The 24,173-nt window shown below is 29.0% G+C and carries 18 protein-coding genes; 17 read left to right on the top strand and 1 reads right to left on the bottom strand.

Annotated elements, in window-relative coordinates; translation table 11 throughout:
• Positions 1–141 precede the first annotated feature (141 nt).
• From EJJ37_RS10795 to recJ, 11 genes are all read left to right on the top strand, one after another.
• Positions 142–540 (top strand): DUF6762 family protein, encoded by a 399-nt coding sequence (locus EJJ37_RS10795; protein WP_133015586.1) that lies wholly within the window; start codon positions 142–144, stop codon positions 538–540.
• 43 nt (positions 541–583) lie between these two features.
• On the top strand, positions 584–2,380 hold the full coding sequence (gene pepF / locus EJJ37_RS10790) for an oligoendopeptidase F (RefSeq protein WP_133015585.1): 1,797 nt from the start codon (positions 584–586) through the stop codon (positions 2,378–2,380).
• Between the two features lie 2 nt (positions 2,381–2,382).
• Complete coding sequence (locus EJJ37_RS10785) at positions 2,383–3,357, top strand: rhomboid family intramembrane serine protease (protein ID WP_133015584.1); 975 nt, start codon at positions 2,383–2,385, stop codon at positions 3,355–3,357.
• Between the two features lie 19 nt (positions 3,358–3,376).
• The gene (locus tag EJJ37_RS10780) at positions 3,377–4,000 is read left to right on the top strand and encodes a DUF2238 domain-containing protein (RefSeq protein WP_133015583.1); all 624 of its coding nucleotides are present in this window, start codon (positions 3,377–3,379) and stop codon (positions 3,998–4,000) included.
• A gap of 195 nt (positions 4,001–4,195) precedes the next feature.
• Complete coding sequence (locus EJJ37_RS10775; protein WP_133015582.1) at positions 4,196–4,723, top strand: phosphatase PAP2 family protein; 528 nt, start codon at positions 4,196–4,198, stop codon at positions 4,721–4,723.
• Positions 4,724–4,792: 69 nt separating this feature from the next.
• Complete coding sequence (locus EJJ37_RS10770; protein ID WP_133015581.1) at positions 4,793–5,929, top strand: MGDG synthase family glycosyltransferase; 1,137 nt, start codon at positions 4,793–4,795, stop codon at positions 5,927–5,929.
• Between the two features lie 233 nt (positions 5,930–6,162).
• Positions 6,163–7,509 carry an NADP-specific glutamate dehydrogenase gene (gdhA, locus tag EJJ37_RS10765; RefSeq protein ID WP_133015580.1) on the top strand — a complete coding sequence of 449 codons (1,347 nt, stop codon included), beginning with the start codon at positions 6,163–6,165 and terminating at the stop codon, positions 7,507–7,509.
• 504 nt (positions 7,510–8,013) lie between these two features.
• Positions 8,014–9,963 carry a DNA gyrase/topoisomerase IV subunit B gene (locus EJJ37_RS10760; RefSeq protein WP_133015579.1) on the top strand — a complete coding sequence of 650 codons (1,950 nt, stop codon included), beginning with the start codon at positions 8,014–8,016 and terminating at the stop codon, positions 9,961–9,963.
• A gap of 20 nt (positions 9,964–9,983) precedes the next feature.
• A complete protein-coding gene (locus EJJ37_RS10755) occupies positions 9,984–12,896 on the top strand; it encodes a DNA topoisomerase IV subunit A (RefSeq protein ID WP_133015578.1) in 2,913 nt (970 codons plus the stop codon).
• 114 nt (positions 12,897–13,010) lie between these two features.
• Positions 13,011–13,550, top strand: a complete 540-nt coding sequence (locus EJJ37_RS10750; protein ID WP_133015577.1) for a DJ-1 family glyoxalase III — start codon at positions 13,011–13,013, stop codon at positions 13,548–13,550.
• 164 nt (positions 13,551–13,714) lie between these two features.
• Positions 13,715–15,469: a single-stranded-DNA-specific exonuclease RecJ gene (recJ, locus tag EJJ37_RS10745; protein ID WP_133015591.1), complete on the top strand. Its 1,755-nt coding sequence runs from the start codon at positions 13,715–13,717 to the stop codon at positions 15,467–15,469.
• Between the two features lie 59 nt (positions 15,470–15,528).
• Here recJ and EJJ37_RS10740 read toward each other — a convergent pair whose 3' ends face one another.
• Positions 15,529–15,711, bottom strand: a complete 183-nt coding sequence (locus tag EJJ37_RS10740; RefSeq protein WP_133015576.1) for an alpha/beta-type small acid-soluble spore protein — start codon at positions 15,709–15,711, stop codon at positions 15,529–15,531.
• Between the two features lie 300 nt (positions 15,712–16,011).
• Between EJJ37_RS10740 and EJJ37_RS10735 the strand changes: the two genes are divergently transcribed.
• The 6 genes from EJJ37_RS10735 to EJJ37_RS10710 all read left to right on the top strand — a co-directional run bounded on the left by EJJ37_RS10735 (position 16,012) and on the right by EJJ37_RS10710 (position 24,170).
• Entirely contained in the window at positions 16,012–17,091 is a 1,080-nt protein-coding gene (locus tag EJJ37_RS10735; RefSeq protein WP_133015575.1) for an undecaprenyldiphospho-muramoylpentapeptide beta-N-acetylglucosaminyltransferase, read from the top strand.
• A 139-nt stretch (positions 17,092–17,230) separates the two neighbouring features.
• Complete coding sequence (locus tag EJJ37_RS10730) at positions 17,231–17,662, top strand: flavodoxin domain-containing protein (protein ID WP_133015574.1); 432 nt, start codon at positions 17,231–17,233, stop codon at positions 17,660–17,662.
• 155 nt (positions 17,663–17,817) lie between these two features.
• The gene (gene nifJ / locus EJJ37_RS10725; protein WP_133015573.1) at positions 17,818–21,336 is read left to right on the top strand and encodes a pyruvate:ferredoxin (flavodoxin) oxidoreductase; all 3,519 of its coding nucleotides are present in this window, start codon (positions 17,818–17,820) and stop codon (positions 21,334–21,336) included.
• 195 nt (positions 21,337–21,531) lie between these two features.
• Positions 21,532–21,858, top strand: a complete 327-nt coding sequence (locus tag EJJ37_RS10720; RefSeq protein ID WP_133015572.1) for a DUF1292 domain-containing protein — start codon at positions 21,532–21,534, stop codon at positions 21,856–21,858.
• Between the two features lie 277 nt (positions 21,859–22,135).
• Complete coding sequence (locus EJJ37_RS10715) at positions 22,136–22,963, top strand: PHP domain-containing protein (RefSeq protein WP_133015571.1); 828 nt, start codon at positions 22,136–22,138, stop codon at positions 22,961–22,963.
• Between the two features lie 13 nt (positions 22,964–22,976).
• Positions 22,977–24,170: a pyridoxal phosphate-dependent aminotransferase gene (locus EJJ37_RS10710; protein ID WP_133015570.1), complete on the top strand. Its 1,194-nt coding sequence runs from the start codon at positions 22,977–22,979 to the stop codon at positions 24,168–24,170.
• Positions 24,171–24,173 lie beyond the last annotated feature (3 nt).

Below are 24,173 nucleotides of genomic sequence, written 5' to 3'. Positions count from 1 at the left end.
TTAACAACTTTGAATAAACATTTTTAAATAAAATAATAAAGATTTTATAATTATGTTTACTAAAATTAAATTCATAAAATGAGTTTTAGTTTATGGATAGAAAAATACAGATAAAGATAAGACGAAAAGGAGAACATTATTATGGATTATTCAAGCTTAATATTAATGGAAAGAGATAATGAAACAGGATTTGTAACAAAAGAACTTGGAAGCTATAAAGTTTCAGAAGGAGCAGAATACATAAAAGGTTTTTATGTTAAAGGAGATAGTGTTTATATAAAATTTGATACAAATAAAGATGTTGAAGAATGGGAATACTCTGCAATATATGATGTATTTAATATGGAGTTATTTGAAAATGAAGGGTTTGAAATTGAAGAAGTTGATGATGAATATAACCCAACATTTTTAATTAATTTTAAATATAAAGATGATCATGACTACATTGAAGAAAAATTATCTCTTTCTATAGAGTTAATAGAAGAAGCTATGGAAAAAGCCTTTAATGATATTGAAGGTAAAGAAGAAGAATATCAATAAAAATAGAAAGGAGATGCCTATAGAGATAGGCTGAAGGTGGGCTATGGAAAGTAAGGTTTTAAAGAAAAGAGAGGAAATACAAGAACAAGATAAATGGAGTATTAATGAAATATACTCTAATGACGAGGTTTGGGAAAAAGAATATAAAGAATTACAAGAAGAAGCACCAAAACTTAAAGAATTTGAAGGAAAACTTGGAGATGGTGAAACTTTAATAAGATATTTTGAAGTAAATGAAAAGGTATCAAGAAAAGCAGAAAAAATTTATGTTTATGCACATTTAAGATGTGATGAAGATACAAGTAATACAAAGTATCAAGCAATGATGAATAAAATTGATGCTTATATGGCTGAATATGCTACTTATACAGCTTATGTTGTACCAGAAATTTTATCTCTTCCAGATGGAACAATAGAAAAACAAATGGAAGAATTAAAGGGACTTGAACCATATAAATTCTTATTAGAAAATATTTTAAAAGAAAAACCACACGTATTAGATAAAAAAGAGGAAGAGTTACTTGCAGCAGCTTCAGATTGTTTAGATGCACCATCATCTATACATAATATTATGACAAATGCTGATATGAAATTTGGTAATATTAAGGATGAAGATGGAGAAGAAGTTGAATTAACAGAAGGAAATTATTCTTCATTTATAAAATCAAAGGATAGAGAAGTTAGAAAAGAAGCATTTAAAGGATTATTCAAAGAATATAAAGCTTTTGAAAATACATTAGCAACAACTCTTTCTAGTTCAATAAAAGTATTTAATTTTGGAGCTAGAGTAAGAAATTATAATAGTGCATTAGAAGCATCATTAAAACCAAATGATATTCCTTTAGAAGTTTATACTAATGCTATAAAAACTATAGATGATAATCTTTCATCACTTCATAGATATGTAGGCTTAAAGAAAAAACTATTAGGTCTTGATGAAATGCATATGTATGATTTATATGTTCCAGTAATTGAAATCCCTAAAGAAAGAGTAGAATTTGATGATGCTGTTAAAATGGCAATTGAAGGATTACAACCTTTAGGAAAAGAATATTTAGATATATTCCAAGAAGGAATTAACGGTGGATGGATAGATAAATATATTAATAAAGGAAAACGTGGTGGAGCATATTCATGGGGTGGATATGATACTAAACCTTATGTTTTATTAAACTATAACTATGAACTTAATGATGTATCAACTTTAGTTCATGAAATGGGTCACTCAATTCACTCTTATTATTCAAGAAAAGAACAAAGTTACTATTATGCAGGTTATACATTATTCTGCGCAGAAGTTGCTTCAACTACTAATGAAGCATTATTAATTCATCATTTAATAAATAAAGAAACTGATAAAAAGAAAAAACTATATTTAATAAATCAAGAATTAGAACAAATAAGAACTACTGTATTTAGACAATTAATGTTTGCAGAATTTGAACTTTATACTCATGAAAGTTTTGAAAAAGGTATTCCATTAACTGCAGAAGATTATAATGCAAAATGGCATGATTTAAATGTTAAATATTTTGGTCCAGAAATGGTAGTTGATTCTGAAATTGATGTTGAATGGTCAAGAATACCACATTTCTATAGTGATTTCTATGTATATCAATATGCAACAGGATATGCAGCAGCATCAGCGTTTGCTAAGAGTATTTTAAATAAGGAACCTAATGCAGTTGAAAAATATGTTGGATTCTTAAAGAGTGGTGGAAGTGATTATCCAATAGAGATTTTAAAGAAAGCAGGAGTAGATATGACTACACCTAAGCCATTAGAAGCAACTATTGATAGATTTAATGAATTATTAGATATGCTAGAGAAAGAAATTTAAGTATGAATAAATTAGAAAATGTTTTATTTAGTGAACTAACAAAACAGGCTGGATTTTATATAAAAGATTATTATAGTGATGCTTTAAAAGAAAATAAGTGGATAGCTATAATGGAGAATGAAGATTTTATTTATGCTGCTGTAGTATGTAAAAATAATGAAAGTGATTTTGTATATTACGAAGCAATGAGCTTTCTAGGAAAACTATATTCAAAAAAAATATCTTTAAATATAGTTATATGTACTACAGAAAATTATGAATCATTAATTCATCAACCTTATAATAAGTTAATTTATTCAGAAAGAGAAAAACAAGTAGTTTACAGCGATAATAGCTGTAAACCGCTTGTTTCTATATTAAATTATAGTATTGAAAAGGAAAAATCAAACAATCCAAAGGTGAAATATAAAGAAAGTCTGGTTACGTATATATTAATATGTATAAATATTTTGATTTTTATAATTACAGCTTTTTTATCTAAAAATATATATAATATTGATTTATATACCCTTATAGCATTAGGTGCAAAAGTAAATAGATTAATTGATAATGGACAACCTTGGAGATTATTAACATGTGCATTTTTACATGGGGGATTAGCACATATAGCATTTAATATGTATTCACTTAAAATTATTGGATCAGAAGTAGAGTATGTATATGGAAAGGTTAAATATATAGTTATATATCTAATTTCCGCCTTGGGAGGAAGCATATTTAGTTATTTATTTAATGCAGATTCAATAAGTGTAGGGGCCTCAGGAGCAATATTTGGACTTTTAGGAGCTATGCTTATTTTTGGAATAAGGCATAAAAATAAAATTGGAAAAGCATATATAATGAATTTATTTAAAGTTTTACTCATAAATATATTTATAGGAGTTACACTAAGTAATATAGATAATGGTGCCCATATTGGAGGGCTAGTATTTGGATGTATTTCTGCTTTAGTAATGAGAGATAAAAAAATATATTAATTTATGAAGGAGTATGCTAATGAGTTTATTAGAAGATAAAGCATTGAGGGTAAATTTAATAACAATGGTAATATTAGTTATTACAGCAATATATGATTTCATGTTTAGAGGTGGAGAAAAGCTTTTTAGAATAGGCTTAATGGCAGTTACTTTATGGATAGTGTATTTTGTTTATAAAAAAACTTTTTTAAGAAAAGCAAGAATAAGTTTTTATTTGATTTATGCTTTTATTATTGGAGCAATGTATTTAGGAAATGTATTTGATTTTTATATAATTATACCTATGTACGATAAAATATTACATTTATTATCAGGGCTTATTATTGGACTGATAGGATATATATTATTTTTACATGTAAGTAATGGTAGTGTAGAGAATTCATTTAAAAGGTATATGCCTATGTTGTTTTCTATAATATTTTCAATTGCAGGTGCTGCTGTATGGGAAATATGGGAATTTTCAACAGATCAATTGTTTGGATTTGCATCTCAAAATAATAGCTTGCATGATACTATGTGGGATATAATATGTGGAACTTTAATGGGGATTGTTGCTAATATTCCTATTTATCTGTATTATATAAAAGGTAAAAAAATAAAATTTATTCAAAACATAAATAAACAAATAAATGAAACTAAATAGAGAAGGGGAAATAGTAGTATTATTTCTCCTTATTTTTTTAGTTTCTTAAGAAAACATTAAGAAAAATAGTAGATAAATGTTAACAAAGAATTAACTTTATATAAGAATTTTATTATATAATAAGAGTGTAATGAAGGGAAATATTACGGTATGTGAAACATTAAAGGGGGTAAAATATAGGTAAGGAGGGAAAGGATGTTTAATTTTTTTAAGATAATAGATAATAAAGGATTAAAGTACATAAGTGAAAAATGTAAAAATAGAACATTTGATAGAATAATGCCTATTATAACCATGATGGGAAATTTGGGAATAATATGGTTGATTATATCAAGTTTAATGTTATTAAAGGTTGAAGATAGAATTATTGGAATTGGTGTTATTTTAGCATTAATATTAACTACAATAATTGGTGAAGGAATAATAAAGCACATAGTTAGAAGAAATAGACCATTTCAAGAGAATGAAGAAGAATTGTTAATAAATAGACCTATAACATATTCATTTCCATCAGGTCATACAGCATCTTCATTTGCAGCTTTAGCAGTACTATTACAAATGAATGGAAAGTTGGGATTAATATTGAGCCCTATTGCAACATTAATTGCATTTTCAAGAGTTTATTTAAAAGTACACTATCCAACAGATGTTATTTTTGGAATGTTTTTAGGAATTACTTGTGGAATAAGTGTAGTTTCTTTATTAGGAAGAGTTGTTTTTTAATATTTAGAATTATGTGATATAATAATAAATTGATTATCGAGATAAATTATATTGTTAGGGGGAGCTTAAATGAATATTCTTATTTTGTCAGCGTCAACTGGTGGCGGACATATGAGGGCATCTAAAGCAATAGAGGGTTATATGACCCAACAGAATAAAGATATAAATGTTAAAATAGTAGATAGTTTATTGTATATAAGTCCAATATTAAATAAAACAGTTACAGGTGGATATGTTTATTTAGCTACTAAAACGCCTAAATTATATGGGAAATTATATGATTTAACTAATAAGGATCATAAATTTGCTAATTTTGTAACTAGACTTAACAATATATTTGCAAATAAGTTATTACCTTTGATTGATGAGTTTAGACCAGATATTATTATAACAACTCATCCATTTCCAACAGAAATGGTATCAAGGTTAAAATCAAAGAAAGAAATAAATATACCGTTAATTTGTATAATGACTGATTATGCTCCGCATAAAGCTTGGATAAGTAATAAAGTAGATGCATATATAGTTGCAAATGATGATATGGTTACTAAAATGATTGCTGAAGGAGTAGAATCAAGATGTATTTATCCATATGGAATACCTGTGGATGAAGTATTCTTTGAGGAAAGGGAAAAACAATTAGTAATTGAAGAATTAGGTCTTGATAAAAATTTGCCAACAATATTGATGATGGCAGGAAGCTTTGGAGTATCCAATGTTTTTGATGTTTATGAGAATATAATAGATATAGATTTGGACTTTCAAATAATATTAGTAACAGGAAGAAATCAAAAGTTATATAATCATTTTGAAGAAGTAATAGGAAGTAGTCCTAAAAAGACAAAGCTTATATACTTTACAGATGAAATTAATAAGTTTATGCAAGCATCGGACATAATAATTACTAAGCCAGGTGGACTAACTGTTACAGAAGCATTAGCATGTAATATTCCAATGGCTGTTTTCGATGCAATTCCAGGTCAAGAGGAAGAAAATGCAGAGTTCTTATTAAAACATAATATGGCGGTAAGAATTAGTGATGGAAATAGTTGTAGAGCAGCTATAGTAGAACTGTTAAAAGATAGTGAAAAACTAGAAGATATGAAGGAAGCTTGTAAGTCATTCGATAAAAATGATTCTACTAAAAATATATTCTTATTAATTAATGAATTAATAGAAAATAATAATATTATAAATAAGCAATAGTTTTAGAAAGGTTGTGTTAAATTTATTTAGCATAACTTTTTTTGTTATTTTTTCAAAAAAAACTTTAAAAATTACCAAAATAGGATTAATATATAAAGTAGGATTAGGATATTAATAAATAACTTAATGAAAATTTGTTAATATAAAAAAGTCATGCAAATGAAATGATTATATGTAAAATGTATCCTAAAATATGTATAAAATATAGCAATGAAAATTAAGGGGGAAGGCTTATGACAGGAAAAGAATATGTTTTAAATGTTTTAGAACAAGTAGAAAAAAGAAATGAAAATGAGAAAGAATTTTTAGATGCAGTAAAGGAAGTTGCGACTTCTTTGATTCCGGTATTTGAGAAACATCCAGAATATATGGAAGAGGGATTATTAGAGAGAATTGTAGAGCCAGAAAGACAAATTATGTTTAGAGTTCCTTGGGTAGATGATAAAGGAAGAGTTCAAGTTAATAGAGGATATAGAATTCAATTTAATAGTGCTATAGGGCCTTACAAGGGAGGATTAAGATTCCATCCAACAGTAAATGCTAGCATAGTTAAATTTTTAGGATTTGAGCAAATCTTTAAAAACTCATTAACAGGGTTACCTATTGGTGGAGGAAAAGGTGGTTCAGATTTTGATCCTAAGGGAAAATCTGATAGAGAAGTAATGAGATTTTGTCAAAGCTTCATGGCTGAATTATGTAAACATATAGGATTAGATACAGACGTACCAGCAGGAGATATTGGTGTTGGTGCTAGAGAAATTGGATATATGTATGGATATTATAAGAAAATTAGAAATGCTAATGATCAAGGTGTTTTAACTGGAAAAGGATTAGCTTATGGCGGAAGCTTAACAAGAACTGAAGCAACAGGATACGGATTAGTTTATTTTACGGAAGAAATGATGAGAGCTAATAATCTTTCATTAGATGGAAAGAGAGTTGTAATTTCAGGTTCAGGAAATGTTGCTATATATGCAACTCAAAAGGCAACGCAATTAGGAGCTAAGGTTGTTGCACTAAGTGATTCAAATGGATATATATATGATGAAAATGGAATAAATCTTGAAGTAGTAAAAGAAATTAAGGAAGTTAAGAGAGGAAGAATAAAAGAATATTTAGAGTACGTTCCTTCTGCTAAATATTTTGAAGGTTGTAGAGGTATTTGGACTATAAAATGTGATATAGCACTTCCATGTGCAACTCAAGGTGAAATAGATGAAAATTCAGCAAAAATTTTAGTTGAAAATGGAACGAAAGTAGTTGCTGAAGGAGCAAATATGCCAAGTACATTAGAGGCTATTGAAGTTTTCCAAAGTAATGGAGTATTATTTGGACCAGCTAAGGCAGCAAATGCAGGTGGAGTTGCTTGCTCAGCTTTAGAAATGTCTCAAAATAGCATGAGAATGTCTTGGAGCTTTGAAGAAGTAGATAATAAGCTTAAAAATATTATGGTTAACATTTATAAAAATTCAGCAGCTGCTGCAAAAGAGTATGGACAAGAAGGAAATATATTAATGGGTGCTAATATAGCTGGATTTAAGAAGGTTGCTGATGCTATGATGGCTCAAGGTATAGTATAGTTACAATTTTAAAATACTAATTAGTAATTAGATTTAAGATTTTAAAAAAATAATATTTTATTATAAAAATCAAATTGCTTTATAGTTTATATAATTATAAAGGGATTTGATTTTTTTATTTTTATTATAAAAAACTACCTTGTTAATTTACTAATAGATATTAAAATTAAATAGTCCAAGAAAAATCACTTGTAAATTTAAATAATGAGGATAAGATATAAATAAGTTAATATTAAAAAATAGGGAATACATATTAAATATTTATAAAGCAAAAAAGAAAAACTCTTAAAGTAGTTACTAATTAATATAAAATAGATTATAATTAAATACCGTAAAAGATAGGACTTTAAGGGGATTTTCAATAAAATTTTAAATAAACACAGAAGTATGATAGAATAAAAAACGTTAATAAAGAACATTAGTTTGATTTTGATATTATGAAATTGTATAATTATATCTAAATTATTACTTAAGTGTTAATAGGTTATAATTTTGGAGGTTTATATGAATAATGAAGTTAATAGTAAATATGATGTAACGGATTTGACATCTTTAGAGAAACTTGAACCAGTTAGAGTTAGACCCGGTATGTATATAGGATCTACAGGAACAAAAGGATTACATCATTGTATATGGGAGATATTAGACAACTCGATAGACGAAATATCTAATGGATTTGGAGATAAAGCAACAATTATTATAAATAAAGATAAAAGTGTTACTGTTATAGATAATGGTAGAGGAATACCAACAGGAATTCATCCAATTAAGAAAAAATCAGGGGTAGAAATGGTATTTACTGAATTACACACTGGTGGTAAGTTTGATAATAAAAACTACAAAACATCAGGAGGGCTTCATGGAGTTGGAGCAGCAGTAGTTAATGCACTTTCTAAATGGCTTGAAGTTGAAGTACATCAAAATGGAAATATATATAAACAAAGATTTGAATATGCTTATGATAAAGATATTAAAAAAGATATGCCAGGAACTGCAGTTACAGCATTAGAAATTGTAGGGAAGTCAAAGGATACCGGTACTAGAGTTACATTTAAACCAGATGGAGAAATTTTTTCAACAACTGATTTTAAATTTGATATTATAGATGAAAGATTGCAAGAGCTTGCATTCCAAAATAAAGGAATACATCTTGAACTTATAGATAGAAGAAAAGATGAAGAGATTAGAAAAGAATACTATTCTGAAAGAGGCTTACTTGATTTTATAGATTATTTAAATGAAAGTAAAACTACTATTCATCCTACACCAATCCTTTTTGAAGGGGAAAGAGCAATAAATAATATTTCAATGTATGGAGAGGTTTGTATGCAATTTACAGACTCTACAACTGAATATATTGCAAGTTATGTTAATAATATTCCTACTACAGAAGCGGGAACTCATGAATCAGGATTTAAAACCGGTATGACAAGAGCCTTTAAAGAGTGGGCAAAGAAGCTAGGCCTTATTAAAGAAAAGGATAAAGAGTTTGAAGGTGATGATTTAAGAGAAGGAATGACAGCTATAGTTAGAATTAAGATTACTAATGCTGTATTTGAAGGTCAAACTAAGACAAAATTAGGAAGTTCAGAAGCTTATACTATGATGAATGATTTAGCATATACTAAGCTTTGTGAATGGATAGAAGATAATAAAGAAGTTGCAACAAGTCTTATAAATAATGCTCTTGCTGCGGCTCAAAGAAGAGAGAAAATTAAAAAGATAAATGAAGCTGAAAAGAAAAAAATAGGTAAAGGAACAGCACCACTTGCTGGTAAAGTTGCGGTATGTACATTAAAAGATAATACTGTAAATGAATTTATCGTAGTTGAGGGAGATTCTGCCGGAGGTTCTGCAAAGCAAGCTAGAGATAGAAGATTCCAAACTATAATGCCTTCAAAAGGTAAAATAATGAATACAGAAAAGCAAAAACTTGAAAATGTACTAGCATCTGAAGAACTTAAAATATTTAATACAGCAATAGGAACAGGAACTTTAGATAATTATAAGGAAGAAGATTTAAAGTACGATAAAATTATAATAATGAGTGATGCTGATGTTGATGGATTCCATATTAGAACTTTATGGATGACTTATATTTATAGATATATGAGACCACTTATTGCAAATGGTCATCTTTATTTAGCACAACCACCTTTATATAAAGTTTATAAACTTGTAAAGGGTAAAGAAGTATCAAAATATGCCTATAGTGATGAAGAGTTAGAGAAAGTAAAGAAAGAAATAGGAAAAGGAGCATTAATTCAAAGATATAAAGGTCTTGGAGAAATGAATCCGGATCAGCTTTGGGATACAACTTTAAATCCAGAAACTAGAACTCTTTTCCAAGTTACTATTGAAGATGCAGCTAAGGCAGAAAAAATGGTATCACTTTTAATGGGTGATGTTGTTGAGCCAAGAAAAAATTATATGTATAAGTATGCAGAGTTTTAGGAAAAGAAAGGAGTTAAATTATGGCTAAGAAGGGACACGACATTCCGAGAGATAACAATATATTAAGAATACCTCTTGAAGAGGCTATGCCAGATAATTACCTTCCATATGCAGTTGAGGTTGCAAAGGATAGAGCTCTTCCAGATGTAAGAGATGGATTAAAACCTGTTCATAGGAGAATACTTTATGGAGCTTATCTTTTAAAGGCTTTTCCAGATAGACCTTATTATAAAAGTGCAAGAATAGTTGGGGATGTACTTGGTAAATTCCATCCACATGGTGATTCATCAGTTTATGATGCAATGGTACTTATGGCACAAGATTTTTCAACTAGGGAACCTTTATTTGATGGGCATGGTAACTTTGGATCTATGGATGGTGATGGAGCAGCTGCTATGCGTTATACTGAGGCTAGATTATCAAAAATAGCTATGGAAATGCTTAGAGATATAGATAAAGATACTGTTGATATGGTTCCAAACTATTCAGATAGTGAGATGGAACCTAAGGTATTACCAGCAAGATATCCAAACCTTTTAGTAAATGGAACATTTGGTATTGCCGTTGGACTTGCAACTAATATACCACCTCATAATCTAGGGGAAGTTACAGATGGAGTACTTGCTTATATAGATAATCCAGAAATAACAACTAAAGAGCTTATGGAGTATATTAAGGCACCAGATTTACCTACAGGTGGTGTTCTTATAGGTAAAAATTCTTTATTGTCTGCTTATGAAACAGGGGAAGGAAAAGTTACTTTAAGAGCAAAAACTAATATAGAAAAACTTGAAAACGGAAGATATGGAATAGTAATTACAGAATTCCCTTATAGAAGAAATAAATCGAAAATACTTCAAACAATATCAGAAATGACTGGTGATAAGAGACATCAAAAAGCTTTAGAAGCAATTACTGATATTAGAGATGAATCAGATAGAAGTGGTATTAGAGCTGTTGTTGAACTTAAAAAGGCAGCAGATTATGATACTGCAGATAAGATATTAAAGTACTTATTTAAGAAAACGGATTTACAATGTAATATAAGTTTTAATATGGTAGCACTTGCAAATGGTAAACCGCAAACTATGGGATTAAAGACTATAATAATGCATTATGTTAACCATCAAAAGGATATAGTTACAAAGAGAACTATAAAAGAGCTTGCCATGGCAGAAAAAAGATTCCATATAGTTGAAGGTTTTATTAAAGCAATTGATGTTTTAGATGAAATTATTAAAACTATTAGAGAGTCAAAATCTAAAAAAGATGCAGGTATAAATTTAATTGAAAAGTTTGGATTTACAGAAATTCAGGCAGAAGCAATATTAGAACTTATGCTTTATAGATTAACAGGATTAGAAATAAAAGTATTCCAAAAAGAGTATGCAGAACTTGAAAAAACTATAAAGAGATTAAGAAAAATATTAGAAAATGAAAAAGAGCTTCTAAAAGTTATAAAGGTAGAATTAAAGGAAATAACTGATAGATTTAGAAATCCAAGAAGAACTATGATAGTAGAGGATGATAGTGAGGCTAAGATTGACTTAGAGGAACTTATAGTAGTTGAAGATGTTATGGTTACTTTATCTAAAGATGGTTTTATTAAGAGAATTCCGGTAAAAACTTATCAAAGATCAAATGCGAAAGCTGAAGATATAGAATATAGAGAAGGTGACGAACTTAAATTCTTATTTAAATCTAATACTACAGAAAATATTCTTTTATTTACTGATAAAGGTAACATGTATCAAGTTAAAGGTATAAATATTCCAGAAGGTAAATGGAAAGAAAAAGGAGAAAGAGTAGATTCTATAATTAAGACTTTAAACCTAGATGATGAAAATATTGTAGAAGCATTCTCAGTGGGAGTATTAGATGGAAGCAAGAGTGTTCAATTTATAACTAATAGGGGTATAATAAAGAAGAGTACTTTAGATAAATTCCAAACTAGTTATAGTAAAATTCAAGCATTAAAATTAAAAGAAAACGAATATGTATTAAACATAATTTTAATAGATAGTGAAGAAGAAAAACAATTCTTAGAGGTAAAAACTAAATTAGGCTTAAAATTTAGTTTAGAGTTACCTAATATAGAAGATACACCGAGAAATATTTTAGGAACTCAGCTATTCAATCTAATTGAAAGTGATGAAATTACAAGTGTAGAATATGTAAATGAGTTTGAACTTATGACATTTAGTGTTGGAGTAACAGCAAAAGGTAAATTAAAGGGATTTGCAAGAGCTAAATCTAATGATAGACTAAAAGTTAATACAGATTCTTTAAGCACATTATTATTATTTACAGACAAAGGAAATATGTATAAAGTACCAGCATTTTTAATTTCTAACGTTGTAAAAGAAGAAATTGCATTAGAAAATATAGTTGATGGATATTCTAAAAAAGAAAAGATAATAGATATATATTCAGTTAAGAGTTTTGATGAAAAGAAGATGGTTTACTTCTTTACTAAAAAGGGTATGATAAAGAAGACTTCTCTTAAAGAGTATGATACAACTTACTCAGTATGTCAGGCATATAAATTTAAATATGAAAATGATGAAGTAATTTCTGTATGTATAGAAGAAAATAGTGGAGAAGTAATTATTGTAAGTAAGAAGGGGATGGCAATTAGATTCCTGAGCGAAAGCGTAAATACTATGGGAAGAATTGCATCTGGAGTTACTGGAATAAGTTTAAAGGAAGATGATGAAGCTATTTCAGGAAGTATAATTTATACAGTAAATAATGGTGTAGATGAAATAGCTGTAGATGACAACATAAATAAAGAAATTATATTAGTAACAAAGAATAAAGAGAAAAAAATAGTAGAAGTAAATAATATTAGAGTTCAAAATAGGGCTGGACGAGGAACTAATATTATGGTTATTAATTTAGATGATGAAATAATAGAAACACAATATAGTTAAGATTTTTGAGTTAGTAATTAGTAGTGAATGAATAAATAAATTTATTAATGAATTTAACTATAACTTATAATTACTAACTCTTAATTATAAATTAAATTTAAGGGGTGTATAAAAGTGAAGGTTGCAGTTTTATTAGCAGAAGGTTTTGAAACTATTGAAGCATTAACAACAGTTGATATTTTAAGAAGAGCAGGTGTTACTTGTAATACTATTGGAACAAAGAGTTTAGAAGTAACTACATCTCATTCAATAACAATAAAAGCAGATAAAGTTTTAAATGAAGAAGTTTATGATTATGATGTTGTTGTATTACCAGGTGGAATGCCAGGGGCAGTGAACTTAAGAGATGATGAAAAAGTTAATGAACTTGTAAAGAAATTTTATGATGAAGGTAAGGTTGTAGCTGCTATATGTGCAGGACCAATAACTTTTGGTAAGATTGGAATAGTTAATGGTAAAAATGCAACATGTTATCCAGGATTTGAGGATCAATTAGTAGGATGCAATTATAAAGAGGAGCTTGTAGTTGTTGATGGAAACATTATTACAGGAAGAGGACCAGCAGCAGCAATACCATTTGCATTTGAAATTTTAAAACATGTAGCACCTGATAAGGTAGGGCAAATTAAAAAGGCAATGCTTTTTAATAGTTAGAAGAGTATTAAGTGACAAGTTTCAAGTGATAAGTGATAAGTTAAGGAGAAAACTCCTTGGGGAGTTTCTTTAATATAATTTTTAGTAAAGTCAGCGATAGCTGACTTTATTCATTAAATTAAAACTTATCACTAAACAAGCGGGGTGATTTTTTGGAAAAGTGGATGGTTAGAAATGTTAAGTTTAATACTGGAAAATTAGCACAGGATTTAGGCGTTAGTGAAGTGGTAGCAAAGCTATTGGTTAATAGAGGAATATATAATGTAGATATGGCAAAAGAATTTCTAGGTGGTAATGTAAGTGACTTTAACAATCCTAAAGAAATGTTAGGATTGAACGGTGCTGTTGAATTAATGAAAAGTAGTATAATTACTGGAGAAAAGATACTTATAGTAGGAGATTACGATGTGGATGGTGTTATTAGCACATATGTACTGTATACTGCTATAAAAAAATGTGGTGGAAATGTTAGTTTCCATATACCTGATAGAATCAAAGAAGGTTATGGAATAAATGAAAGTATAATTAGAAAAGCTAGTGAAGATAATGTTGATATTATAATTACTTGTGATAATGGTATAGCTGCAATAGATCAAGTTAAACTTGCTAAGGAATTAGGATTAAAGGTAATAATTACAGATCATCATGATGTTCCTTTTATTGAGGAAAATGGTGAGAGAAAATATATTGTTCCTAATGCTGACTTTGTTTTAAATCCTAAGCAAGAAAAGTGTGAATATAAGTTTGATAAAATTTGTGGGGCTACTGTAGCTTATAAATTTGTTCAATGTCTTTATGAAGAGTTTAATATAAGTAAAGAGGAACTTTATGATTTGCTTCAATATGTTGCAATAGCTACTGTTTGTGATGTTGTTGATTTAACTTCTGAAAATAGAATAATAGTTAAAGAAGGTCTAAAAAGAATAAATTCAACTAATAATATTGGATTAAAGGCTTTATTTAAGGAAACAGGATTAGAGGAAAAGACCATAACAGTTTATACACTAGGATTTGTTATAGGGCCAAGTATTAATGCTTCAGGTAGGCTTGAACAAGCAGAGTGGGCATTGAAAATGCTTTTAAGTGATAATGAAATAGAAGCTAAAGAATTAGCAGAAAAGCTTAATGATTTAAATAAAGAAAGACAAGAGCTAACAAAAGAGGGCTTAGAAGAAGCTATTGAAATAATAGAAAAAAATAATATGACTAAGGATAAAGTATTAGTTGTATATTTAGAAGATGTTCATGAGAGTATTGCAGGAATAATTGCTGGTAGAGTAAGAGAAAAATATAATCTTCCTACAATTATTTTGACAAAGGCACATGATGGAGCCAAGGGTTCAGGAAGATCTATTGAAGAATATAATATGTTTGAAGAATTACTTAAGTGTAAAGATTTATTAGGTAAGTTTGGGGGACATCCAATGGCAGCTGGAATGTCTATACCAAATGAGAATATAGATGAATTTAGAATAAGATTAAATAATGTTACAACATTAACTGATGAGGATATAATTCCTAAGGTTTCAATTGATATGGGCTTATTATTAAGTCAAATAAATTATGAGTTAATAGATCAAATATCATTATTAGAGCCTTATGGAAAAGCAAATCCTAAGCCTACTTTTGGGATGAAAAAGTTAAAAGTTATAGAGGCAAAAATACTGGGGAAAAATAGAAATGTCCTTAAGCTTAAGTTAAGCGATGGAAGATTATATATAGAAGGAATATATTTTGGTGATATAGATAGTTTTGAAAATTTAATAAAAGATGAGCTAGGTGAAATTGAGTATAATAAAGTATTTAATGGTGTAACTAATAATCTTTATTTAGATATAATTTGTATGCCTGAAATTAATGAATTTAATGGAAATAAAAAAGTTCAGTTAGTTATAAGTAATTATAGAATTTCAAAATAAATTTTTAAAATAAATAATAGGGTGCTTTATAAAGCATCCTATTATTTATTTTGGAATTTTTATTTCATTCCGTTTTCATATTGTTCAACCATACGTTTAACCATTTCTCCACCAACACTACCGCATTGTTTAGAAGTTAGGTTACCGTTATAATCTGTGAAAGGAACTCCCATTTCACTAGAAACTTGGTTTTTGAATTTAGCTAATTTATCTTTAGCTTCTGGTACTAAGTTTTTTGCCATTTAAATTCACCTCCTTATATCTTTATGTTAATAGCTTATCCAATTGAACAGTTTGTATTATATTAAATTAGAGGAAAAGGTGGAAAAATACTGGGTTAGTGGTAGAATATATAGGGATGATTAACTATTTACAACTTGAATTTGGTAAATATTAAATAAATTTTAGAATTAAGAGTTGGAATTTGGTTAAAATCTTAATAAAAGTGTTTAAGATAAAGATTTAAAATTTGTGTAAAGCTATATTATTTTAATAAATATAATTAATAGTATAGATACATTAATAATCAATGAGGTGTTTTAATGAGTAAGTATAAGATCATAATGACTGGTGGGGGAACAGCAGGACATGTAACTCCAAACTTAGCTTTAGTTCCAAAATTAAAGGAAAAGGATTTTGAAATAAAGTATATAGGAAGTTATGAAGGAATTGAAAAGGAGATTATAGGTGACGCAGGTATACCTTATTATTCAATTTCATCAGGAAAGTTAAGAAGATATTTTGATATGAAGAATTTTTCTGATCCATTTAAGGTTATGAAAGGAGTTTTACAAGCAAGTAAAATTTTATCAAAAGAAAAGCCAGATGTTATTTTCTCGAAGGGTGGATTTGTTGCGGTACCAGTAGTTATAGCTGCATCCATGAAAAAGATACCAGTAGTATCTCATGAGTCAGATTTAACACCAGGACTTGCAAATAAATTATCTGCTCCATTTTGTGATAAATTATGTGTAACTTTTAGAGAAAGTTTAAATTATATAAAAGACGGTAAAGGTGAATTAACAGGTACTCCAATAAGAGAAGAAATATTAAAGGGAAGTAGAATAAGAGGAAAAGAAATTTGCAACTTTAAGCAAGATAAAGAAGTAATTTTAGTTATAGGTGGTAGTTTAGGTGCAAAGAATATAAATGATGAAGTTAGATATCATATTAATGAAATATTAAAGAGTTTTAATGTAATTCATATATGTGGAAAAGGAAATTTAGATAAATCATTAGATGGACTAGATGGATATAAGCAGTTTGAATATGTTAAAGAGGATTTACCACATTTACTTAAATATGCAGACTTTATAATTTCTAGAGCTGGAGCAAATGTGATATTTGAATTATTAGCATTAAAAAAGCCAACACTATTAATACCTTTATCTAAAAAAAGTAGTAGAGGAGATCAAATATTAAATGCTAATTCTTTTGCAAAAGAAGGGTATTCATTAGTTTTAGATGAAGATGAAATGATAGAAAAACATAATTTGATGGAAAAACTTTCAGAATTACAATTAAGAAAAAATGATTTGGTAAAAAATATGAGTAATAGTGAAATGAAAAATGGTGTTGATGCAATTATAAATGTAATAATGAATAGTATAAAGAAAAAATAATTTACCATATAACCGTTTTCAAAAGAATAAATTTTAAAATATAGATGCAAAGAACTTGAAAAAAAAATTTAGTGGTATATAATGAAATTGATGGAAAAACTAGCATATTGAACCAAACAAAAGTAAAAGAGGTGCAAAAATGAAAAAAGTTTCAATAATATATTGGAGTAATGGTGGAAATGTTGAAATTATAGCCAATGCTATATGCGAAGGAGCTAGTATAGGAGATGTAGAAATTGAAACAAAGCATGTGGCAGATGCGTCTATTCAAGATGTTTTAGAAGCAGATGCAATAGCATTTGGAAGCCCTGCAATGATAAACGATGATATAGAAGAAATAGATATGAAGCCATTTATTAATAAATTAAAGGAGTTAGAAATTAGAAATAAACCTTTAGTGTTATTTGGATCATGTGGATGGCGTGATACGAAATTTATTGATAAATGGGAAAAGAATATGGAAGATTACGGATTTAAAGTTTTGGGGAAATTAGCAGTTAAAGATTCTGTAGAACAGGATGATTTACGAAAAGCTAAAGAGCTAGGAAAATTATTAAGTTTAGACAATTAATTTTAATTTGTTTTATTTCATATCTAATAAGTGAATAAGTTATACAGTTTATGTAAGCAAAAATGGTATATTTGAAATTAAATATAGTTTAATTTGATATATACCATATTATTTATATGCTTAATTTTAAAAGAATGGAAGCGGAGGTAGACAAGATGAGAAAAATGAAGACTATGGATGGTAACACTGCTGCTGCACACGTTTCATACGCGTTTACAGAAGTAACTGCTATTTATCCAATAACTCCATCATCACCAATGGCAGAACATGTTGATGAATGGGTTGCACAAGGTAGAAAAAATATTTTTGGACAACCAGTAAAGGTTATGGAAATGCAATCAGAAGGAGGAGCAGCAGGAGCTGTTCATGGATCATTACAGGCTGGAGCTTATACTACTACATATACAGCTTCACAAGGTTTATTATTAATGATTCCTAATATGTACAAGATATCTGGAGAAAGACTTCCAGGAGTTATACATGTATCTGCTAGAGCATTAGCAACATCTTCATTAAATATATTTGGAGATCATCAAGACGTTATGGCAGCTAGACAAACTGGTTTTGCTATGCTTGCTGAAGGTTCAGTTCAAGAAGTTATGGATTTATCTGCAGTTGCACATTTAACTGCAATTAAAACTAGAATTCCATTTATGAACTTCTTTGATGGATTTAGAACATCTCATGAAATACAAAAGATTGAAGTATTAGAATATGATGAATTAGCTAAGTTAGTTGATTGGGAAGCTGTTAGTGAGTTCAGAAAGAATGCATTAAATCCAGACCACCCAGTAACTAGAGGTACAGCTCAAAATCCAGATATATACTTCCAAACAAGAGAAGCTGTAAACAGATTCTATGATGATATTCCAGAAATAGTAGAAGGATATATGGCTGAAATAACTAAATTAACAGGAAGAGAATATCATTGTTTTGATTATTATGGAGCTCCAGATGCTGATAGAGTAATTATTGCAATGGGTTCAGGAACAGACGTTGCTGAAGAAACTGTAGATTACTTAAATGCTAGAGGAGAAAAAGTTGGTGTTGTAAAGGTTAGACTTTATAGACCATTCTCAATAGAGAAATTATTAGCTGCAATTCCAGATACAGTTAAGAAAATTGCAGTTTTAGATAGAACTAAGGAACCAGGATCAATCGGTGAACCATTATACTTAGATGTAGTAAGTGCATTTGCTGGTAAAGAAAATGCTCCAGTTATAGTTGGTGGTAGATATGGATTAGGTTCAAAAGATCCAAACCCTTCAGATATAGCTGCAGTTTATGCTAACTTATCTAAGGACGAGCCTAAGAATGGATTCACAATTGGTATAGTTGATGACGTAACATTTACTTCACTTGAAACAGTAGAAGATATAGATGCTACACCAGAAGGAACTAAGGCTTGTAAGTTCTGGGGATTAGGTTCAGATGGTACTGTTGGTGCTAATAAGAGTGCTATTAAGATTATCGGTGACCATACTGATATGTATGCTCAAGGATATTTCTCATATGACTCTAAAAAATCAGGTGGTATAACAGTTTCTCACTTAAGATTTGGTAAGAAACCAATTAAATCACCATATTTAATAGATAAAGCTGATTTTGTAGCATGTCATAATCAATCATATGTTTATAAATATAATGTATTAGATGGAATAAAGAATAATGGTAAGTTCTTATTAAATACAATTTGGACACCAGAAGAATTAGATGAAAAATTACCAGCAGAAATGAAGAGAACTATAGCTGAAAAGAATATAGAATTCTACACATTAAATGCTGTTAAGATAGCTCAAGAAATTGGTCTTGGTGGAAGAATTAACATGATAATGCAAGCTGCATTCTTTAAACTTGCTAATATAATTCCTGTTGATGAAGCAGTAACATACTTAAAGCAAGCTGTTGTTACATCATATGGTAAAAAAGGTGAAAAAGTTGTTAATATGAATAATGCTGCTATTGATGCTGGTGTTGAAGCTGTAGTAAAAATAGAAGTTCCAGCAGCATGGGCAAATGCAGTAGATGCAGAAGTAGCAACTACTAAGGAAGCTCCAGCATTTATTAAAGAAATAGTTGAACCTATGAATAGACAAGAAGGTTTTGGACTACCTGTTTCAACATTTGTTAAACATGGTATGGAAGATGGTACTTTCATGGCTGGTACAGCTGCATATGAAAAGAGAGGAATTGCAATTAATGTTCCTGAATGGATACCAGAAAATTGTATTCAATGTAATCAATGTTCAGTAGTATGTCCTCATGCTGCAATAAGACCATTCTTATTAACTAGTGAAGAAGCTGAAAAAGCTCCTGCTTCAATGAAGACTACTGATGCTAAGGCATTAAAGACAGAAGCTCCATATAAGTTCTCAATTGGAGTTACTCCACTTGATTGTACTGGATGTGGAAACTGTGCTGAAGTATGCCCAGCTAAGAACAAAGCTTTAGTTATGAAACCACAAGATAGTCAACATGATCAAATAGATGCATGGGATTATGCAACAACAGAAGTATCTGCTAAGAAAAACCCAATGAATAAGAATACATTAAAAGGTAGCCAATTTGAACAACCACTTCTTGAGTTCTCAGGTGCTTGTGCAGGTTGTGGAGAAACTCCATATGCTAAGCTTGTAACTCAATTATTTGGTGATAGAATGATGGTAGCTAATGCTACAGGATGTTCTTCAATTTGGGGAGGATCAGCTCCAGCAACTCCATATACAGTTAACCATAATGGACATGGTCCAGCTTGGGCAAACTCATTATTTGAAGATAATGCTGAATATGGTTTAGGTATGTTCTTAGGGGTTAAAGCTATAAGAGATAGAATTGCTGATAATGTACAAGTTGCATTAGAAAGCGATATAGCTGATGAAACTAAGGCTGTATTAAAAGATTGGTTAGAAAATAGAGAAGAAAGCGATGGAACTAGAGAAAGAGCAAATGCTTTAGTTACTGCACTTGAAAATTGTGATGCTGAAATAGCTAAGACTATTTTAAATGATAAAGAATTCTTCGTTAAGAGATCTCAATGGATCTTTGGTGGAGACGGTTGGGCATATGACATCGGATACGGTGGACTTGACCATGTACTTGCATCAGGAGAAAACGTAAATGTATTAGTATTTGATACAGAAGTTTACTCAAATACTGGTGGACAATCTTCTAAATCTACACCAACAGCTGCAATAGCTAAATTTGCTGCTTCTGGTAAGAGAACTAAGAAGAAAGATTTAGGAATGATGGCTATGAGCTATGGTTATGTATATGTTGCTCAAATCTCTATGGGAGCAGACAAAAATCAAACTCTTAAAGCTATAGCTGAAGCAGAAGCTTATGATGGACCATCATTAATAATTGCTTATGCTCCATGTATTAACCATGGTATCAAAGCAGGAATGACTAATTCACAATCAGAAGCTAAGAAAGCTGTAGATTGCGGATACTGGGCATTATATAGATACAATCCAACATTAAAGGGAACTAAGAATCCATTTAGCTTAGATTCAAAAGAACCTAAGGGAGACTTTAGAGAATTCTTAATGGGAGAAGTTAGATATGCTTCATTAGCTAAGGCGTTCCCAGAAGCTGCAGATGCTTTATTTGAAAAGACTCAAGCAGATGCAATGGAAAGATTAGAAAACTATAGAAAACTTGCTAATCAAGAATAGTAATAAATTAATAAAAAAAGAGGTGAAAGCCTCTTTTTTTATTTATAATTTATAAAAAGCTTTTAAAAATTTATAAAAAAAATATATTTTTCTTTTATTTTCCTAAGAATAAGGGTACAATTATAAAGACTAGTTAAGTTTAAACAATATTAATAAAATAAATTGTTTAGCTTATTATTTAAGGAGGAATGTAAAATGGAAAATGAATTAAATAAATGCGGCGAAGGCTGCGGATGCGGACACGATCATGATAGCCACGGATGTGGAGATAACTGTGGGTGTGGAGAACACGAACATGAACACTTTGTTGTTGACTTAGAAGATGATAACGGAAATGTTATATCTTGTCCAATAGTTGATGCATTTGAATTTGAAGAAAATGAATATGTATTAGCTCAAAATCCAGAAGATGAATCAGTTTACTTATTCAGATCAACTGAAGAAGGAGAACTTATAGTTCCAGAAGAAGCTGAATTTGACAAAGTAACAGAATATTACACTAACGTTTTAGCTAACGAGTAATATTTAATGAGATTATACAGAGTAATTTGTATAATCTCTTTTTTTTTAATTTACTTAGTGTTATTGAGAATTTAATTCAGTGTTTTCAATTTACATTTCATAACTAAGGTGATATATTTTTATTATGGGAAATATTACTTAGTTTTTTAAATATAATATTAAAATTCATCTTAAATTTTAATATTATATCATAAGTTAGAATAACAAATTGAGAAGTAACTTAAACTAAGTAAAAGTTATAAATGAAAATTTCACTTAAAAAGAAAAGGTGAATAAGATGAAGTATGCAGATTTACATATTCATTCAAATTATTCTGATGGAATAAAAAGTCCAGAGGAAATAATTGATTCAGCAATAAAAGATAACATTAAATACATCTCTATAACAGATCATGATTCTATAGCATCACAGTATGTTACTAAGAATAATTATAAAGAGGTAAATATAATTCCAGGAATAGAACTTAGTACTGAATTTAGAGAAATGGAATTGCATATACTTGGATACTTTATGGATATTGATAATAAAGAATTACAAGAAGTTGTAAATGAATTAAATACTCAAAGAATGAAAAGAGTTGAAGAAATACTATTTAATTTAAAAAAATATGATATAAAATTAGATTTGGAAGATTTGGCTATAGATATAGATTCAACTGTAGGAAGAAGTCATGTGGCAAACGCAATGGTTAGAAAAGGGTATTTTGATAACTACAAAAGTGCATTTAGAAGTTTCTTAGTTCAAGGAAAACCAGCATATGTTAAAGGGTTTAGGTTAAATTATAGAGATTGCATAGATGTAATTAATAAGTCTGATGGAGTAGCTATTTTAGCTCATCCAGGTCAAATATATAGAAAAATAGAAGTTGAGAATATTTTAAAGGAATTAAGGTGTTTTGGACTTAAAGGAATAGAAGTATATCATCCAAGCCATTCGCAAGGAGATATAAATAAATTTTTTAATTTAGCTAAAAAGTATAAGTTATGTATAAGTGGAGGAAGTGATTATCACGGTAGAGCTTTAGGTTATGATAATTTAACTATAGGTAGTTGTGGATTAAATGAAGAGTATTTAGAAAAGTTTATTAAATTTAATAAGAGATAATGGGGGCAAATCAATGGAATTATCAAGAAAAGCACAAAGAATAGAAGCGTCAGTAACTTTAGCAATAACAGCAAAAGCTAAAGAGATGAAAGAAAATGGAATTGATGTAATTAGTTTTGGAGCAGGTGAACCAGATTTTAATACTCCAGCAAATATAATTAATGCGGCTATAAAAGCAATGGAAGAAGGTAATACAAAGTATACCAATGTAAATGGAATACTTCCATTAAGAGAAGCTATATGTAGGAAGTTTAAGGAAGACAATGGATTAATATATAAACCATCACAAATAGTAGTATCTACAGGGGCTAAACAATCACTTGCAAATGTATTTTTAGCAATATTAAACCCAGGTGATGAGGTAATTGTACCAAATCCTTATTGGGTTAGTTATCCTGAGCTTATAGGGTTAGCAGATGGAAAAGCAGTATTTGTAGAAAGTGATGAAACATCTTCTTATAAGTTTACTAAAGAAAATTTAGAAAAAGTAGTTACAGAAAAGACTAAAGCTATTATATTAAATACACCTAATAATCCAACAGGAACTATTTATAATAAAGAAGAATTAATAGAAATAGCAGAGTTTGCTAAAAAACATGATCTTATAATAGTTTCTGATGAAATGTATGAGAAATTAATATATGATGGAGAAAAGCATGTAAGTATTGCTAGTGTTTCTGATGACGCATATGAAAGAACTATTGTTATAAATGGTTTATCTAAGTCTTATGCTATGACTGGATGGAGATTAGGATATTGTGGAGCATCAGAAAAAATAGCAAAGCTTATGACTAATATTCAAAGTCATATGACTTCTAATGTTTGTTCTATAACTCAATATGCAGCAGTTGAAGCCTTAAATGGACCTCAAGATAAAGTTAAAGAAATGATTGTTGAGTTTGAAAGAAGAAGAAACTATATGGCTAAGACTTTAGAAGAAATGAATAACTTAAGCATAATTAAGCCACAAGGTGCATTTTATATTATGATAAATATTGATAAATGCTTAGGAAAAGAAATTAATGGAGAAAGAATTAATGATTCAATGGATTTCTCTGCTAAGTTATTAGAACATGAAAAAGTAGCAGTTATTCCAGGAAAAGCTTTTGGATTAGATAACTATGTTAGAGTATCTTATGCAACTTCAATGGAGTCAATTGAAAAAGGTTTAGAGAGAATAAATAAATTTGTTAATAAGTTGAAATAAGCA

Origin of the sequence: Clostridium cuniculi, assembly GCF_004353185.1 — a bacterium.
GTDB lineage: Bacteria > Bacillota > Clostridia > Clostridiales > Clostridiaceae > Clostridium > Clostridium cuniculi.
This window is presented reverse-complemented; position numbering and strand designations above follow the sequence as displayed.